The 17,674-nt window shown below is 43.7% G+C and carries 18 protein-coding genes; 10 read left to right on the plus strand and 8 right to left on the minus strand.

The window, feature by feature from the left end; all coding sequences use genetic code 11:
- Positions 1–31 precede the first annotated feature (31 nt).
- The 6 genes from ABTV53_RS16115 (at position 32) to ABTV53_RS16140 (ending at position 5,181) form a co-directional block, all read left to right on the plus strand.
- Positions 32–1,012 carry a DMT family transporter gene (locus tag ABTV53_RS16115; protein ID WP_433744132.1) on the plus strand — a complete coding sequence of 327 codons (981 nt, stop codon included), beginning with the start codon at positions 32–34 and terminating at the stop codon, positions 1,010–1,012.
- Between the two features lie 319 nt (positions 1,013–1,331).
- On the plus strand, positions 1,332–2,828 hold the full coding sequence (locus ABTV53_RS16120) for an amidase (protein WP_433744135.1): 1,497 nt from the start codon (positions 1,332–1,334) through the stop codon (positions 2,826–2,828).
- A 201-nt stretch (positions 2,829–3,029) separates the two neighbouring features.
- The gene (locus ABTV53_RS16125; RefSeq protein WP_433744138.1) at positions 3,030–3,542 is read left to right on the plus strand and encodes a DUF3231 family protein; all 513 of its coding nucleotides are present in this window, start codon (positions 3,030–3,032) and stop codon (positions 3,540–3,542) included.
- Between the two features lie 177 nt (positions 3,543–3,719).
- A complete protein-coding gene (locus tag ABTV53_RS16130) occupies positions 3,720–4,559 on the plus strand; it encodes a manganese catalase family protein (protein WP_433744141.1) in 840 nt (279 codons plus the stop codon).
- Positions 4,560–4,661: 102 nt separating this feature from the next.
- A complete protein-coding gene (locus ABTV53_RS16135) occupies positions 4,662–4,856 on the plus strand; it encodes a spore coat protein (RefSeq protein ID WP_433744144.1) in 195 nt (64 codons plus the stop codon).
- A 13-nt stretch (positions 4,857–4,869) separates the two neighbouring features.
- Positions 4,870–5,181, plus strand: a complete 312-nt coding sequence (locus ABTV53_RS16140; RefSeq protein ID WP_433744147.1) for a spore coat protein — start codon at positions 4,870–4,872, stop codon at positions 5,179–5,181.
- A 77-nt stretch (positions 5,182–5,258) separates the two neighbouring features.
- Here ABTV53_RS16140 and ABTV53_RS16145 read toward each other — a convergent pair whose 3' ends face one another.
- From ABTV53_RS16145 to ABTV53_RS16155, 3 genes are read right to left on the minus strand one after another with little or no spacing between them, the layout of a single operon-like run.
- Positions 5,259–6,365 (minus strand): GerAB/ArcD/ProY family transporter, encoded by a 1,107-nt coding sequence (locus ABTV53_RS16145; protein ID WP_433744149.1) that lies wholly within the window; start codon positions 6,363–6,365, stop codon positions 5,259–5,261.
- 23 nt (positions 6,366–6,388) lie between these two features.
- Positions 6,389–7,597 carry a Ger(x)C family spore germination protein gene (locus ABTV53_RS16150; protein WP_433744152.1) on the minus strand — a complete coding sequence of 403 codons (1,209 nt, stop codon included), beginning with the start codon at positions 7,595–7,597 and terminating at the stop codon, positions 6,389–6,391.
- A 12-nt stretch (positions 7,598–7,609) separates the two neighbouring features.
- Complete coding sequence (locus ABTV53_RS16155; protein ID WP_433754238.1) at positions 7,610–9,208, minus strand: spore germination protein; 1,599 nt, start codon at positions 9,206–9,208, stop codon at positions 7,610–7,612.
- Positions 9,209–9,344: 136 nt separating this feature from the next.
- Here ABTV53_RS16155 and ABTV53_RS16160 point away from each other — a divergent pair, with 136 nt between their 5' ends.
- The gene (locus ABTV53_RS16160; RefSeq protein WP_433754239.1) at positions 9,345–9,977 is read left to right on the plus strand and encodes a LysE family transporter; all 633 of its coding nucleotides are present in this window, start codon (positions 9,345–9,347) and stop codon (positions 9,975–9,977) included.
- On the opposite strand, the gene ABTV53_RS16165 is transcribed toward ABTV53_RS16160, so the two are convergent.
- A complete protein-coding gene (locus tag ABTV53_RS16165; RefSeq protein WP_433744155.1) occupies positions 9,970–11,418 on the minus strand; it encodes an amino acid permease in 1,449 nt (482 codons plus the stop codon). The genes ABTV53_RS16160 and ABTV53_RS16165 overlap by 8 nt on opposite strands.
- Before the next feature lie 173 nt (positions 11,419–11,591).
- Here ABTV53_RS16165 and ABTV53_RS16170 point away from each other — a divergent pair, with 173 nt between their 5' ends.
- The gene (locus ABTV53_RS16170) at positions 11,592–11,945 is read left to right on the plus strand and encodes an AMP-dependent synthetase and ligase (RefSeq protein ID WP_433744158.1); all 354 of its coding nucleotides are present in this window, start codon (positions 11,592–11,594) and stop codon (positions 11,943–11,945) included.
- A gap of 74 nt (positions 11,946–12,019) precedes the next feature.
- Here ABTV53_RS16170 and ABTV53_RS16175 read toward each other — a convergent pair whose 3' ends face one another.
- Positions 12,020–12,883, minus strand: a complete 864-nt coding sequence (locus ABTV53_RS16175; RefSeq protein WP_433754241.1) for a manganese catalase family protein — start codon at positions 12,881–12,883, stop codon at positions 12,020–12,022.
- Between the two features lie 139 nt (positions 12,884–13,022).
- Here ABTV53_RS16175 and ABTV53_RS16180 point away from each other — a divergent pair, with 139 nt between their 5' ends.
- Both ABTV53_RS16180 and ABTV53_RS16185 read left to right on the plus strand, forming a co-directional pair.
- Positions 13,023–13,772 (plus strand): YqcI/YcgG family protein, encoded by a 750-nt coding sequence (locus ABTV53_RS16180; RefSeq protein ID WP_433744161.1) that lies wholly within the window; start codon positions 13,023–13,025, stop codon positions 13,770–13,772.
- Between the two features lie 155 nt (positions 13,773–13,927).
- Positions 13,928–14,572, plus strand: a complete 645-nt coding sequence (locus ABTV53_RS16185; protein WP_433744164.1) for a LysE family translocator — start codon at positions 13,928–13,930, stop codon at positions 14,570–14,572.
- Between the two features lie 471 nt (positions 14,573–15,043).
- Here ABTV53_RS16185 and ABTV53_RS16190 read toward each other — a convergent pair whose 3' ends face one another.
- From ABTV53_RS16190 to ABTV53_RS16200, 3 genes are all read right to left on the minus strand, one after another.
- A complete protein-coding gene (locus tag ABTV53_RS16190) occupies positions 15,044–15,937 on the minus strand; it encodes an aldo/keto reductase (protein ID WP_433744167.1) in 894 nt (297 codons plus the stop codon).
- Positions 15,938–16,065: 128 nt separating this feature from the next.
- On the minus strand, positions 16,066–16,839 hold the full coding sequence (locus ABTV53_RS16195; RefSeq protein WP_433744170.1) for an SDR family NAD(P)-dependent oxidoreductase: 774 nt from the start codon (positions 16,837–16,839) through the stop codon (positions 16,066–16,068).
- A gap of 302 nt (positions 16,840–17,141) precedes the next feature.
- Complete coding sequence (locus ABTV53_RS16200) at positions 17,142–17,630, minus strand: GNAT family N-acetyltransferase (RefSeq protein WP_017688107.1); 489 nt, start codon at positions 17,628–17,630, stop codon at positions 17,142–17,144.
- Positions 17,631–17,674: the final 44 nt, after the last annotated feature.

Genomic DNA, 17,674 nt, shown 5'->3' on the forward strand with positions numbered 1-17,674 from the left:
GATTCCGTGTTCTGACGAAGGAGTCCTGAATATGGAAAAGACATCAGCAGCATCACCTGTTTACCGCAAGGAACGAAGTAATACCGGATTCTGGCTTGTAGTTCTCGGCGCCGCCTTATGGGGTGTCGACCCACTCTTCCGCATTATTCTGCTAAATACGATGACATCCACGCAGATTGTACTGGTGGAACATATCATCGTCAGCCTTATTGCCATTCCCGTGCTGTGGAAATTCCGAGCTGATCTGAAAAACCTGCGCGTTCGCCACTGGATTGCCGTGATTTTTATCTCATGGGGAGGATCAGCACTCGCAACGGTATTGTTCACCATGGCACTAACACATAACGATCCGAATACGGTGCTTTTATTGCAAAAAATGCAACCACTCTTCGCTATCGTGCTGGCTAAACTGCTATTAAAAGAAACGTTACCACGTCGCTTCGGTGGATTGTTCTTCATTGCATTAGCAGGAACCTACCTGCTTACATTTGGCTTCACGTTGCCATTAGGTAACTGGGACAACTGGATTCATGCTGGAAGCTTGTTATCCCTTGGGGCTGCTGCCTTATGGGGAGGTTCAACCGTTATGGGCCGATTAATGCTGGGGCAGGCGCGTTACGAAACCGTCACCTCCCTTCGCTTTGTCGTTGCTCTCCCGCTCCTGATCTTTATGACGTGGAACGAAGGTGCAGCATGGACGTTTCCATCCGGAACGGGCGAACAGACTGCTGTCATCCTCAACGTTCTCGGTCAGGCATTGTTACCAGGTTTGCTAAGTCTTCTGTTGTATTACAAAGGTCTGTCGTCAACTAAAGCTTCTGTTGCAACTCTCGCGGAACTTAGCTTCCCGATGGCCGGGGTGTTGGTGAACTGGATTGCTTTCCGTACATTGATTACATGGGAGCAGCTGCTTGGTTTTATCTTAATCTGGGTTGCCCTCTTTGCCATTTCCAAACAGCAGGAACGATCATCAACTGCGGCCGATGCTGCACCGAAGCTGCGAACAGAGTAAGTGGATATATCCGAGGTTCTCATATAAACAAATAGTCAAATATAAAAATAAAACCATTGCACATCAAATTAGATGAGCAGTGGTTTTTTATTTCCATTACTCGATGTTACTCGATCATTTTCTCAATTAGCAATATGAGCTATTAAACCTGTGCTTTATTTCTATATCGCAAATGCAAATGCCCCTCTTTTCCCTCCTCTCATACCGAATATCAAAATCATCGCGTTAAGTCTCTTCTATGTTTTGTCTTTTATCCAATCCGGTGGTACGATGACATATGGAATCACAGATGAACTATATTCAGAGAGGAACGATCATAATGTCTTCATTCTCATATACCTCCTATGACGCCGTAGGTTTGGCTGAACTGATCCGATCCCGGGAATTATCCCCGGTTGAATTGCTGGAAGCGGCGTTTGCACGCCTTGAAGAAGTGAATCCGCAGCTTAATGCGGTCATTCGTACATATGAAACCCGTGCACGGGAGGAAGCGGGTTTGGTTCGCCCAGGTGAACAGCCTTTTGCCGGTGTGCCCCTGCTCTTGAAAGATATTTCGCAATCCTTGGAAGGTGAATTACTGACTTCAGGCTCACGTTTGTTCAGCGAGCATCGGGCATTACGCAATTCCAATTTTGTCACTCGACTCCGTGATGCTGGCTTTATCTTTATCGGACATACCAATACGCCTGAATTTGGTTTGAAAAATATTACCGAGCCCCGTCTTCATGGTCCAACTCGCAATCCCTGGAACATCAATCACTCCCCAGGTGGTTCGAGTGGCGGTGCCGCTGCCTCTGTAGCTTCGGGTATTGTTCCTCTTGCCGGAGCCAGTGACGGAGGAGGTTCGATTCGTATCCCAGCTTCCTTTAGTGGATTGTTTGGGTTAAAGCCAACCCGCGGGCGCACGCCTGTAGGACCTGGAGTTGGTCGTCAATGGCAAGGCGCATCGATTGATTTTGCCCTCTCTCGCTCGGTGCGGGACAGTGCTGCATTGCTTGATACGTTACAAGTCATTCAGCCCGAAGCTGCGTTCCATGCTCCACTCTTTCCAGGCAGTTACTTGGCAGATATGAGCTATCCACATCAACGCAAACTGAAAGTTGCGTACACAACGGATTCACCTGTTGGCACACCCGTGAGTGATGAAGCCAAAGAAGCTGTATATAAGATGATTCGCTGGTTGGAAGATCAAGGTCATCATGTTGAAGAAAAGCTAAGTCCAGTCAACGGAGTCAGGCTGATGGAGAATTATTACATGATGAACAGTGGTGAGATGGCCGCGATGATCTCTTCCATGGAACGCTCCATGGGCCGGGCTCTGACCTCTGATGATATGGAGATTGAATCCTGGGTTCTGGCTGAAGCTGGAAAAAAGGTGTCCGCTGCGGAATTTGTACATAGCTTAGCTGAATGGGATGTAGCCGCAGCTCAGATGTCTACCTTGTTTGAGCGTTATGACTTCTACGTCACACCTGTTAATGCTTTTCCTGCGCCTAAGATTGGAGAATTAACACCTCATGAAGAACAGATCCGTAATCTGATGCGGATTAGTGAGTTGGACAAGACCCGGCAGCAACAACTCATCTATGAAATGTTTGAGCCAAGTCTTACGTATACACCGTTCACCCAGCTTGCGAATCTGACCGGCCAGCCCGCGATAAGTGTACCGCTGCATATCACACCAGAAGGTTTGCCAATGGGTGTTCAAGTGATGGCAACCAAAGGGCGCGAAGATTGGTTATTACATCTGGCTGGACAGCTTGAACAATCAGACCTCTGGATCGGGATGAGTGGTAACCCACTTTTTCCCGTCTAAAAATATATGTTGCACTCCCACCAGCAGACCTGCTCTGCTGGTTTTTCCTATTTGAATAACAAGAGGATATATTTTAGTTTACATAATAATTATGATGTTAATATATATTGCATCCTCCATTCCCTGTTCAGTGCATAATTTTATAGAATATAGGTGATCATAAGTTGGTGATACATTAACCTACTGGAGGGAAATCAAATCATGGGTATTCTAAGTGGCAACCCCAAGAACGAGCCGATGCATTATGGTGAAATCTTTAGTGTATGGCAATGTTCCACATTAGCCAAAGGCACTGTGTCTTGCTATCAAGCTTATATGAGTCATGCAGGAGATAAAGATTTAAAAAAAATCCTGGAAGACCTGCTGGACCAAGCCAAACTAGAAATTAAAGAATGCGACACTCTATTGACTGAAAATGGTATTGCCCCTGCACCACTACTGCCAGAAAGACCACATGTAGAGTTTGAGGATATCCCGGCTGGCGCAAGATTCACAGATCCCGAGATTGCTGCAAAAATAACAGCCGATACATCCATGGGTCTGGTTGCTGCTAGCCAAACGATTGGGCAATCGATCAGAGAAGATATTGGCGTGCTATTTGCTAAATATCATGCGACCAAAACAGCTTTAGGCCTCCGAATTCTTCAAATGAACAAAGAAAAAGGTTGGCTTATTCCCCCACCGCTTCAAGTCAAAAGACCGGATTCAGAATAGAGTTCATTGGAAGACTTCTAACAATATGTTGTAGTGAATTGAAGAGACAAAGCAGGAGAATCCCCCATTCTTCTGCTTTGTCTTTTTTTGATATCTTACTGTTTACTTTTCAATGATCAGGTTAATAAAATTTAGAATTCATTCAGAAAATCAAAACATCTTATTGGAGGGAATCATATGTTTCGACATCAGAAAGAGTTGCAATTTGAAGTTAAAGTAGATCGTCCCGATCCCATGTTGGCACGTCAGGTTCAAGAAGTATTGGGAGGACAATTTGGCGAAATGACCGTCATGATGCAGTACCTTTTTCAGGGATTCAATTGCCGAGGTGAAGAGAAATATAAAGATATGCTCATGGATATTGGCACCGAAGAAATTGGACATGTCGAGATGCTCTGCTCATTAATCAGTCAGTTGCTGGATGGTGCTACTCCTCAGGCACAACAACAAGCCGCAGAGGATCCTGTGACAGCTGCAATTATGGGCGGTATCAATCCGCAACATCTGCTCGTCAGTGGTCTGGGTGGCTTACCAACCAACTCAAACGGTGTTCCGTGGAACGGTTCGTATATCGTGGCAAGTGGAAACCTGCTTGCAGACATGCGTTCCAATTTGCATGCCGAGAGTCAGGGTCGCCTTCAGGTAGCAAGACTGTACCATATGACAACAGATGAAGGTGTACGGGCTACTTTCCGTAAAATGTTAGCACGTGACCGTTATCACCAGTATCAATGGATGGCAGCTATTCAGGAACTGGAGGAAAAAAACGGAGTTGTTGTTCCAGCTTCTTTCCCTCCAGAAGCCGAGCAAGAATCACAGCCGCAAGCCTATGAATTCTGGAATCTCTCGGAGGGAACTGAATCCGCCGAAGGTTTATGGGCTACAGGAAGTGCACCTGATGGAAGCGGAGACTATGTATATATCTCCAATCCTGTTCCAAAGGGACAGATACCTGAGCCCGTCATACCTGCCACAGAACTTCACCATGACCTGGATATGAAATCAACAGATAAATAAAACATTAAATTCTATTTTTTAATTTTTTTATAAATTAAACAGTTTATATGCTTTATAGCAGGGTACTAACATAAAAGAATAACCAATTCTTGGAGGTGTTTAATGATGGCAACCAAGGAACTTGCATTACATGAGAAACTCGAAGTACATGAACTGCTTACCCTCAAAACTTCATGTGCCACCAAAGCCGTGACGATGCTGGAACTGGTAAAAGACGACAAATTGAGATCCTTAATCGAAGAAGATTTGGATAATTCTTCCAAATCTATTGAAGAATTAAAATCTCTACTAAAATAAGGAGGCTTCTCTTATGACTACGACCAAAACGAAAGAAATGCTCGTTAAAGCCGTTGCTCCCATGGATGATATGGCCATTGCTACCGATATGCTTCTCTCTGCCAAGTCAGCCGTACGTACCTATGCAATAGCTCTTACCGAAACTGCAACCCCTCGAGTTCGGAAAGTCCTTAAGGCTCAATTGGATACTGCAATCGAAACCCACCAAAAGATCGCAGACTATATGATCAAAAATGAGATGTATCATCCCTATAGTATAGAAGAGCAAGTTGAATACGATTTGCAGAAGTCAGACATGGCGTTAAAATTGTTGGATGATAACTAATGGTTAACGCTTAAAAACGACTCAGTTAACGACTGAGTCGTTTTTAATTCCAGAGCGTATGGCATTCGTAATTTCTGCTAGTTTTTTTCGTTTTTCTGCATACCTTTCTTTCTCAATAGGATGACAGCCAAGAGTAGTACGGGTAAAAAGATCTGAAATACAGGAGAAGTATAATTCAACGTGAATCCTCGCCCTATCTCAATATGCTCTGTAAATGTCGGTGATAAAAAAGACAACCCATATAGAACCCCCCCTACTGGAAACACCCATTTTCTATAGTTCGCCCCAGTTACTCTTTCAAGTCCAATCACGGCTCCATGGAAAAATGCAGCCATTTTAATACCCAATCCGAGGAAAAGGAGTAAAGTGAACAAGGCATCCATCCGTTCAAACACTTCGGTCAAATTGATTAATTGTACTGTCTCCAATAGCGGGAGTGTACTATAGGCAGCAATCTGAGAACCCAAGACAAAAATGATAAGTTGATTGATAAATGTTAAAGCGAGAGCCGTTAGGATATAAGCGATGATCACCGCTCTATTAAGATTCCTGCCTTTCCGAGCATAGGGATAAAAGACCAGGAATAAAACAACCTGACCAAATGGAAAGGATACAATCTCCGGAAAAGCAGCTTGAAAAATCGGCTTCCACCCATTCTCCATCACAGGCAAGGCCAGATCGGAGTGAAAAAGACCTGTCGTTGGGATTAAGAAGCTGATTAATGTATAGCCCAGTGCCATGAGTGGAAACAGAATCATACACATGAGAAACAGTACACGATATCCATATCGTACGGTGTTGGATACAACGGTAATGGTGATCATGCTGATGATCCACATCGACGTTCTGTTTAGTAAGGTCAATTCAGTGACTTCACTGATGTCACGTAGATTTCGTGAAGCTTCATAAGCAAAATAACCTACAAATGAAAGGCTTACGATTGTCCCTAATATTTTCCCCATGTAGCGGCGACACAGTAGAAACAAATCCAATTCAGGTTCCTGATGATGTATAGCTAGATGCAGGAGTAGTAAGACCAAACCACCAGCAGCCCCGGCGAGCATGGCTAACCATGCATCCTGTTTGGCATCTCCACCAATCAGAAACAAGGTTGTACTGCCAACTTCAAATAAGGAAAAACAAACAGCCAATTCGGATACGCGAAGCTCCCTAGCCAATTTCATGATTGAACCTCTCCTTGGTGGTGTTAGTCTTTCTGTTCGCCAAGCATCTTGCTGAAAGAATCTTGAAGCAGACCTACTCGTTCCAAAGATACTTTCACGTTTATGTTAATATCCATCTGTGCCAATTCACTAGACCAGTTGTCTTTTAGAACTTTCCACTCTTTGGGATGTCTTTGATGTATTTTGTTCGCGATCCCCAACAAATCGACATGAAGCCGTTGGTTCCCTCTCCATCCGTTCAATATCTGTGCTTTAATGACTTGTTCAGCCTGCCGCTGCAATTCATGAATGGTATGTGTTTTAACGATATCATCCCCGGATGTGCTCTCATCCAACTCAGCGTCGACCTTTGCATCCACCTGGACAGCGTAATGAAGGCCCCTTTTCACAGGAACAACCTTAACTTTTGCTTTCCGCACAAGAAAAGAGTTCACCTCGCCCTTTGCGCCTATATAGGTCAAGTTAGTCCAGTTCACCCTGTCTGTCAGCCAGGTGATCCCCATACTTTCTTTTTGGTTCAGTACTCCGATCTTTTTGTCTTTGAGAAATACACTTAATCCTTGAAGTCTTAAATTCCCGGGTATGGATGTCTCCTTAAAAATATCAATTGAATTCTGTTTATTATTGCCCACTGTATCTGCTGTAACACCAGGAATTCCGGCGGATCCACTGTCTGAAGTGATCTTCAGACCAACCTCATGTATGTTCATCACGGGGTAGTACGACCCTTTTTCATTATTACGTTGCAAAATCTCGGATAAAGCACGGCCAGGCTGTTTCTCGGGAGGAATCAATTTTTCGAGATATTCTCTTGCCTGACCATCTGCAATAATAAGCTTGGCAGATTCCCTGTAACCAATATTTCGATAATAGTGATCCATGATCTCAGCAATCCCGTATCTCGCCGCTTCTTCCCCGATCAGGACGACATTGGTATGAGCAAAATATAACCTTTTGGGATTTTCGATACTGCTTTGCGCAACGGCTTCTCGAATCGTTCTACCTTCTGAAGAAAAGGTGTTTACGGGCGCTTGAGATCCACCAGACGAGGACGCAATTGAACTGCTCGCTGGCGGTACAATAATCTGATAGGTAATGATCCACTTTCCGTTTTTTCGGTCAAATCCTGTTGCCGTTGTTATGCCCAGATCGTTTAATTCTGTGCGATTTCCACAACCAGCAGTAATCAGTCCAACCATGAGTAAGATTAATATGGACTGCAAACGAATCATATAAATCGCTCCTTATTCGTTCTCAGCTTCATTAATACGGTCTACAATGTTATCCGATCCTGAAGGGTATTGATGAGGGGCTTGTCTCGTCTTATTCGTATTCGACTTTTCATCAGGTCTAGTCTTCATAGCCCACCAGGGTACTCTCAACCACAGATCCTTCATATTTGACTTGAAAAACGGACTGTATGGCATCAGGTAGTCAACGCCAAATGACTTTAGCGATACCAGGTGTGCAAGTAATGGCACTGCTCCGGCCAATATGCCATATAATCCTAGCGTACCTGCCAGTAACATAAACGGAAAACGCAATAGCCTTACTGCTGTGGCCATACTGAAATAGGGTATAGCAAAATTCGATATTGCTGTAAAAGAAACCACAATGACCATCGCGCCTGAGACCAATCCCGCCTCTACCGCAGCTTGACCGATGACCAATGCACCAACAATAGAGATTGCTGGTCCAATGGCTCGCGGCATTCGCACTCCAGCTTCACGAATGACCTCGAACGTAATTTCCATAAGCAGAGCTTCAAGTAATGCCGGGAAAGGGACCCCTTCCCGTTGTGCAGCCAGGGTGACTAATAACGTTGTAGGTATCATCTCCTGCTGAAATGTGGTTAGTGCGATGAAAGTCGAAGGCAGCAACAAAGATACGAGGAAACAGATTAACCGTATAATCCGCAGAAAGGTAGAGATATCATAACGCTGATAATAATCCTCTGGCGTTTGAAAGAAATTAAAAAACGTAACAGGTGCTATTAAGGCAAATGGCGTACCATCTACCATAATGGCTACTTGACCATCCAGTAGACTGCCTGCAACCGTATCCGGGCGCTCCGTATTGATCATGGTCGGGAAAGGCGTAAGTGGTGCATCCTGAATAAATTCTTCTATGTAACCACTTTCGAGTATACTATCTGTGTTGATGGCATTTAGACGCTTGGTAACTTCTTCAATGACATCTTGCTTGGCAATGCCCTGGATGTAAGCCAGTGCAACTACTGTTTGGGTGTACTCCCCAATGGTATGCATTTGGAATTTCAAATCAGGAGTCCGTATTTTTCGTCGAACAAGAGTAATGTTGGTCGTTAGTTCCTCTGTGAATCCTTCCTTTGGTCCTCTGACCACCGTTTGGGACGTGGGTTCCTCCACCGATCTTCTGGCTCCTCCGGCGATCGGCACTGCAAGAACATTCTTTACACCATCTATAAGTATAACGACGTGGCCTGTTAATAAAGCTTCATAGATAAGTTGCGACGAATCTAAATTTCGGATATTCCCGGAGGGTAAGATTCTTTTCACCAACACATCTCTAGGCTGATCTCCCGGAAACAGATCCGTATTCATCCATTGAATGATATTGTCCATAAGTTCAACCAACAGCGTAGAATCAGTCAATCCTTCCATGTAACATACAGCTAGAGTAGTGCCCTTCCCCTCTAACATAGGGAACTCCCGAACTACAAAATCAGGACTATATTCAAATGCCTTGATAATACTGTTAAGTTTATCTTCTAGCGAAATATTCAAACTTTGTGAATGTTGTATTCGTTTATTGAATATTTCTCCTTTCTTTTGTGATGTAAATACCTCCTTGATCCAACGCATAAGCACAAAATCACCCCCCCTATTTTCGACTAATATGGATTAATCGTGCACAAAGTATACATTGCCTTCATTAATCATGTCCTACAAAACCACATTGAAGAATATGCTGTTACAGTATGGGAAGGAGGACAATCTTATTTATATACTGTTTGGATATGTTATCCTGGGTCTATCACTTTCAGCCCCTATTGGACCGATCAATGCTGCGCAATTGGACAAGGGTATTCGAGGTGGGTTCATGCCTGCTTGGTTTGTTGGACTAGGAGCCATCGCAGCTGATATCATTTACATGCTGCTGGTGTATTTCGGCATTGTACATCTGCTTGAACTTCCATTTGTAAGGGTATTCCTTTGGATGTTTGGTTGTTTTGTACTGATCTATACAGGTGTAGAAAGTATTAAAAATGCAGGAACCCTTGCCCCTTCTCAAATGAGAGGAGATGATTCGGAGCTTACCAAGTCATTTCTTCAAGGATTTCTGATGTCTCTATTTAATCCCCTTTCCATCATGTTCTGGCTAGGAATTTACGGCTCTGTTCTGGCGAAGGCTGTAAATGATTCCCCTATGGATCAATTGTTGATTTATAGTGGAGCTATCATCTTTGGCGTACTTCTGTGGGATCTATTCATGGCGACTGCCGCGAGTTTTTTTCGCAAATATCTCACTACTACTGTGCTTAAAGGAATTGCTCTCATTTCCGGTTTGTCTTTAGTCGGTTTTGGCTGTTACTTTGGATATAAAGCCATACAATTTCTCTTCTTTATTTGAGTTTGTTTTTTTTTCGTAGCCGAATACCCGTAATGTGATAACTGCTTATACCTGGAGAATACTGCTCATTTTCTTCATTTTCGCCCTTCTCAGCGTTTGATGATGTTTTGCTCGTAAACTTCTTTTTGCGAATCCGTTGTACAATGACGTCACTAATGGCAATGAGAGAGACAAGCAATAAGCTAATATAGAACCCTGGTCTGCTAAGTGAATGAAAAAGCGTTCCAGTGACTGCAGTAGCAATCAACAATAGGCCAATCCAGCGTTTGATCACATCAAACTTGCCTGATTTCAACAATTTGCCGGAGGATAACAAAATAAACGACCAGTTGTATAGAAGCATCAGACCAGCTGCAGTCGTGATGTATTCATAGACTTTGCCTGGGAGTAAGAGAGACATGATGATCGTACCAACTAACCCACAACCAATGAGGGACAAGGCAAATAACGGATACTTCGTTTTCCACTTTCGAGAAAATAACTGCGGGGCGTCTCCCTCCTGAGCGAGGGTAATAATCATAGACGTCACCGCATAGAGGGAAGCTGTCATCGTTGAAAATCCGGCTACAATGAGCACCCCGTTGAACAAATGTGGGACAAAAGCAAGGTGGTCACTACTTAGTGCCAGTACAAATGGACTCTCCTTGGGATTGAATGCATTCAAAGGAACCATAATTAACGCCAGTCCAATGGATACAACATACACTGTGGATAGTGCAATGAGCATGACTTTTCCTGCCTTTGGGGCATCCTCCGGTTTCTGAAGCCGATATGACATAATGCCAAGCACTTCAATACCTCCGTAAGCATAGAACGCAAAAAGAAACGCAGACCACAATCCGATGCCCCCCTTTGGAAAAATCGCTGCCATATCCAAAGGTACTTTATGTTCATACTTGGTTCCACCAATCCATCCTGCAAGAAGAGCGATGGCAAGCACCAAAAACATGATGATCGCTGCAATTTTAATGATAGCCAGTACATTTTCAACCCGGTCAAATCCCTTATTACCAAAGAATACAATACAAAGACCCAAAATTCCGAACCCTGCAGCAAATATCCAGAGTGGAACAGCCGGAAACCAGAACCTAGAGAAAATGGACAATGCGGTTAGCTGACTCCCCATGATGAGCAACTCCGAAAACCAATAGAACCATCCGCTGGCAAAGCCTGCCCAACTTCCAAAGGCCTTCTTAGCATACGAACGGAAGGACCCTTGTTCCGGATGGTCTGCTGTCATCCTCGCAAGCGCATCAAAAACTACATATGTACCCAAGGCCGCCAAGATATAGGCCAGCAGCACAGCTGGACCACCAATCGATATTGCAAGGCTGGAACCCAGGAAATAACCTGTACCAATTGTTCCTGCCACACCTAGTAGGCTTAATTGCCACCATTTCAGTTTCTTTTCTTCTGTAGCGTTAGTCGATGCTTTACTCATGTTGTCATTCCTTTTCTGTATCATTCTAGGTCACTAAAGGTAGCCTTCCCAATCCACAGCGAATCATGTTCATTAAATAATCCTCATTTGAATGGAACAGGATAGATTGAATATTTCTCAGAACCGTATTACATAATACACAGGTACATCAAAACAAACAGGAGGGTTTACACATGAATCAGTTCTCTCAATCGCAGCAAATTACGCAGTTGGCTCAACAACTTACACAACAAACACAACAGGCTTCTATGCAATACCAACAACTACTTAGACAAGAACAAAGCAACGCTCAACAACTGGAGCAATTGGCACAACGTGAGCAACAAGCTGCACATATGATCCAAACCGCACTGCAAGGACATCAAACCGCCATCCAGCAATTACAACAAATCTCCAGTCTTGCACAACAACTTGCACACTCATCTTCACAACATGCATCTTACTTGGAGCAGCCATATAACACTCCTAATATCTCAACTAATGGTCAATCCTTTGGCACGTATTCGAATCAACAACGTCCGCAGTAACATCTTCATGAAACACATAAAGGAACCCAGCATTGGGTTCCTTTTTTGTTCTTCTCCGCTGTACAATCCATTGCCTATGGCATAAACGGTGGGATATCCGCTGAACTTCCTTTTCTTAGAACCTCAGGTGGGGTATCAAAAATATACGGCGGCGCTGGGGGAAGTTTAGGTGCAGGTGCCAAAGGCTGAGGATGCTGAACATATTGGAAAGTACCTTGCCCATCCATACTTGGACCGTGAGCCCACCGTCCGGTTGCACTCTCATCACCACGAGAGAAGTTAAAGAGAACATACGCAACATCTCTCTTCTCAAGTTCTTTCGGGAACGTGCTGGGTACAACAATTCCTTCTTTTTCTTCAAGTTCTCTTATCGCTGCAATCCACTGATTCTGATGCATGGTATCCCGAGCAAGCAACCACGATAACATGTCTTTTACACCGCGGTCATTGGTCATTTCATATAACCTGGCAACCTGAAGTCTGCCTTGAGATTCTGCTGCTAGATTATGTCTGAAATCAGCTAATAAATTACCACTTGCTATTGTGTACTTTGCATTCCATGGATATCCATTACTATCGGTTGGGGCTGCTCCAAGTCCGCTTACAATGGCATGTTGCGGATTACTTCCACCGAGTATCGCATTAATAACTGGGTCTTTGGCAGCCTCTTCCAGTGTGGTTAATGGAGCATTGTCCAGCAAGCGAGCGATCATCGTAGCCAGCATCTCAACATGAGCGAGTTCTTCGGTTCCCGTATCCATAAGAAGGTCCTTATATTTCCCATCTCCACGGACATTCCAGCCCTGAAATAAATACTGCATGGCTACGGTAATTTCGCCAAATTGTCCTCCCAGTACTTCTTGTAGTTTTCTGGCGAACACGGGGTCGGGTCGATCCGGCTTGGCATGATATTGCAATTCCTTGATATTAAAAAACAACATATCACCTCATCCGTTTTAGATAAGTGATATGTATGTGTATTACATCGATCACTTGCATGTCTCCGTAACAAAAATAAGTTGGACTGTCACCATTTTTCCCTTGGGTTATATCCTATAGGTAAAAGGAGGACTATTCATGTCGTTGTTGTTTTCATCTTCTGATATTGAGAATGAGGAGATCCCTCTCGAAGCCTGGAAAAGAGATGCTTACCGTTTATTCTCTTCGAAAATGAGTGACCGGGAGGCTCGATTTCCCTGTATTCCGGCTACACAGGCTTTTGCCCTGGGTCACCTCCGATATGGCTTTGTTTCTAATTTCGGAGACGAGTCTGCAGAACGTAACGTATCAGACATACTCAAGGAATATGGAGAATGCTCTCGTTCATTCGGAGAATATTCTTCATTGATTTTATTTTTTGATAAGGAAAAACAAGTCCGGGATGTATTGGCCTATGAAACAGCCTTCTGGGATTTATTAAGCCAGATTAGACAGTTGGATAACAAGCCTTGGCCAAAAGATATTCCAGAAGACCCGGAGCATCCCATGTGGGAGTTTTGTTACAATGACGAACGGTATTTTGTCTACTGTGGGACGCCAGCCCATGTATCACGACAAAGTCGCCACTTTCCTTATTTCATGTTAGCTCTAACACCGCGATGGGTGCTCGATATATGGAACGCACAACCTCAGAAAGCTGCAGCGATTGCTCCAAGAATCCGCGAACGCTTGGCTGCCTACGATACCATACCGGCACATCCTGAATTAAAGCAATACGGATCACAAGGCAATCTGGAGTATAAACAATATTTTTTGCGCGATGACGATACCGCTCCTTCCAAATGCCCGTTTCTTCGATCCTTTCAGCAGGACAAAGTAATTGAATAGCTTAAATCGATTCTAAAAATACTCTCCTCCGAATAAACTCTATACCACCCATTTGTAGGAGGAGAGCCTTGTGCTCCATACTCGCTATAACTACATAAACAACCGGACAAGCCCTATCGAAATAAGAATTCATTACTGACAGAAAGGAAATGACAATGGAAATCTATATTAAGTTCTTCCTGATTGGTCTCGCTATTGCCATGCCAGTGGGAGCAATTACGGTAGAGATGACCAAGCAGGGATTGAGAAATGGGTTTATCCATGGCTGGGCCGTGGGTCTTGGAGGCATGACAATTGATGCTGGTTTAATCCTGGCTATGTACTTCGGATTTGCTTCCGTCTTATCTCTTCCTTATGTACAAATTCCACTATGGCTTGCGGGAGCTGGATTTCTGGCCTTTCTGGGATACGATTCGATCCGGAACTCCGATCTGGATATGGCAACATCAGATCATACGAACGGAAAAATCAAAAAATCGTTCTGGAGGACATACCGCAATGGCTTATTGGTAGCTGTCTCCCCTGGCAATCTTATTTTTTGGATATCTGTTTTTGGTGTTGTATTATCTGATTCATACCAATCTACCGGTAAGCTGAGTTTTATCATTGCAGCATTTGGCGTACTGTGTGGAATTCTCATTCATGACCTGGGTCTGCTCTCCATTGTATCTGTGACACGAAAAGTAATGAGCAAAAAAATGATACAAGCTGTCTCTGCCATGGCTGGAGTCCTTTTGCTGGGTTTCTCGTTCTACTTTTTATATAAATTTGTATTGGCACTGTGGCTTCTATTTCAGTAGATTTTTTCGAGAAATTAAGGTTGTTCCTCCTGAAAAAGGGACAACCTTTTCTTTTGATTCCTTTTCCATACGCTGCTGCAGGTACTTTCCTGAAATATATATTATTTTGTTAATCAGAAATCATTTGACTTTCACCGTGAAGGATGGCAGTTCATTTAGTCGCGGGGCGTGCTGAATCGTAACTAAAAGATGGGAAGTAACAGCGGTGTTTGTTTTTTCTATTGTGAATTTTTCATATATTGAAATATTATAATTAGCGGCGAATTAGCTTTTAGTGCCAACACAGTTACCGTTTATTGTTGTCTCAAAATTAAAGTAGTATGCTTAAGATGATTTGAACATTTTACGAAATAGTTATAATGTTAATTATTATGAATTTTTCATATGTTGAAAATATAATGCTTATGACAAAAAGAAAGCTGCCTATTGGCAGCTTCGCAAAATAAAATCCATTTTGGCAAATGCAAAGAATCAGGTCCGGCCAGTCCAATCTGCTCCGGCGATTTCTTTCCAACGTGCTCTAATTTCATCATATAATTCCTGTGGTAGTGGCCCTTTAGCCACAAGGTCGGCATTTTGCTGCCAACGATTGGGCTTGGCTGTTCCTACAATAGCCGTATCTACGCCTTCAGTACTTAGCGTAAATCGCAGTGCAGTTTCTACCGCTGCCTGGGCATCTTCACCCAGAAAACCATAGTTAAGTTCATTTAAGCGCTTCCAGTATATAAATGGATACGCCTCTTCCGAAAGTGTTTCATATGTCCAGGCCGCATTGGCAATAGGTCTTTTGGCGATTACCCCCATGTTTCTTTTTCTTGCCTCAGGCAACGTAAGTTCAATCGCTTCCTGATCTGCGATATTTAATGAAGTCTCCAGACTGTCAAATAATCCGGTCTGAATCGCATATAACGCATCTGATGTATCCCCGCTATATCCGATGAATCTAGTCTTTCCTGATTCCTTGGCACGCTGTAGTACTTCGATCACTGCTCCATGTCGGAGTACTTCTTCAGAGCAGCTATGCAAATGGATAATGTCCACATAGTCCGTTTTCAACCTTTTCAGACTGCGATCAATCGTTTGCTCCAGTACTTTTGCATCCCAATCGGGACCTTCGATCCCGGCAGCATGTCCACATTTGGTGAACAAATAGTAGTCATCACGCCGATGTGACAGCACCTCTCCGATTAATTCCTCGCTGTCACCGTAACATTCAGCCGTATCAATTACGTTTAATCCTGCATCGAGGGCACTATTCAGCAATTTTTCGACATCCGTTTTGGATACATTTTGGCCGATTTCCGCTCCGCCAAATCCAAGTGTACTTACGTTCATGCCAGTATTACCATACTTGCGCGTTTCCATGGTTATCTTCCTCCAAGTTCAGTGAATTGGGTACAGATAAATAGAAATACAGATTAATTCTCCCTATGTTATTACCCATGAAATGGTTATGCCACTCACTTTCCCAGACTGCAACCAACTTCATTTATTTAGAAGCCATAAATGGACATTCCACCGTCAACCAATAACGTCTGACCCGTTATGTATCCCGCTGCATCTGATGCCAGGAATACAACCGGCCCTACCACTTCTTCCAGTTCTCCCACCCGCTGTAACGGTGTACGGCTTACAATCTCCTGCAAATACTGGGGATCATCCAACAGTTTTTCGGTCAGAGGTGTTCGGAAATACCATGGCCCTACTGAATTGACTCGGATTCCATACTTGCCCCATTCCAGTGCGAGCACTTTGGTCATATGAATTAACGCAGCTTTGGTCGCGCCATATACGACCCCTGTCCGCAAAGCCGTATGCCCACCTACCGAAGAGATGTTAATGATCTTCCCAGTCCCACGTTCTTTCATATGCTGACCCGCCAATTGCGAAGCGAAGAAAGCCGATTTTAAGTTTGTCTGCATGATGGTTTCCCACTGCTCGTCCGTTACTTCAAGTGCTGGTGTCCGTATGTTCATGCCTGCGTTATTCACCAGAATGTCCATCCCCCCCATCTCCGAGATTGCCTCTTGAAACGTCTCTTCCATTTGTTCTCTTGATGTCACATCCGCAGTTAAAGCGAGCGCTTTACGCCCTGTCTGTTCATAAATGTAAGCGGCTGTTTCCTCAATTTCTTTCATTGTTCGGGATACAAGGACAACGTCACTGCCTGATTGGGCTAGTCCAATCGCAATTGCTTTTCCGATCCCTCTCCCTGAACCTGTCACCAGTGCTGTCTGTCCATCGAGATGGAATGTGGGTGCGTTCATGTTACTCACTCCTTCATTAAATATCCTATATAAATTAAACAAAAGATTATTTACACTGACACTACGATGACAGAATAACCTTCCAATTTCTCTTATCCCCAGATTTTTTTGATCCCTTTCCCGAAGGGGATAATCCGGGGATAAAGGCGAAGCGTATGCTTCCGATGCAGCTTTCTTCCAGAAAGCTTTTAGCTTCGCTTTTTTAGGATTTTTTCTGTCCTCACCGTTATCAATTAAATGATCCGTTTACTTATATAGCAATCATGCAAATGTTTTATATGTAAGTTAAATCCCGATTGGGATCAGGTTACAAAATACTGGCTTGGATTGCCCAGTTCCGGATGGAACTTTTCTCGAAAACGGCCTCCGGTATAGTCCCCTATAATTTTTCGCCAGAACGCCTGGGCAATGACATTGTTCCGAACCTGGGTCACTTTCCACCTCCCTGGAAAACGTTTAAACAGCTCATATGCTGCCCGAGTACCCACTCCACTGCGCCGATATTTTTGCATCACAAAAAACTCAGTCAAATAGTAGTCGTTATCCTTACTTCCAGGCTCCAATTTCTCCACCAGAGCAAATCCAGCAGGTGCCCCATCACTTGTAATCAAAAAAGGAAACTTGCGGTCTTCTTCTGTCCAGAATGCCTCCAGACCCGGATATTCCGGAAATATACCGTTGCTGTCCACATCAATATTCAGATATTTGGTAAAATCATATAGATAAAATTGCATTAAATGTCGAATCACCTGACTGCGTTCCCGGGGAACCAGCTCTATTTTCATATTCATCCGGTTCACCTCCTCTGCTCTACGTATACTGATTACTTTAAAGG

The sequence above is a fragment of the Paenibacillus amylolyticus genome, assembly GCF_050990605.1.
GTDB lineage: Bacteria > Bacillota > Bacilli > Paenibacillales > Paenibacillaceae > Paenibacillus > Paenibacillus amylolyticus_H.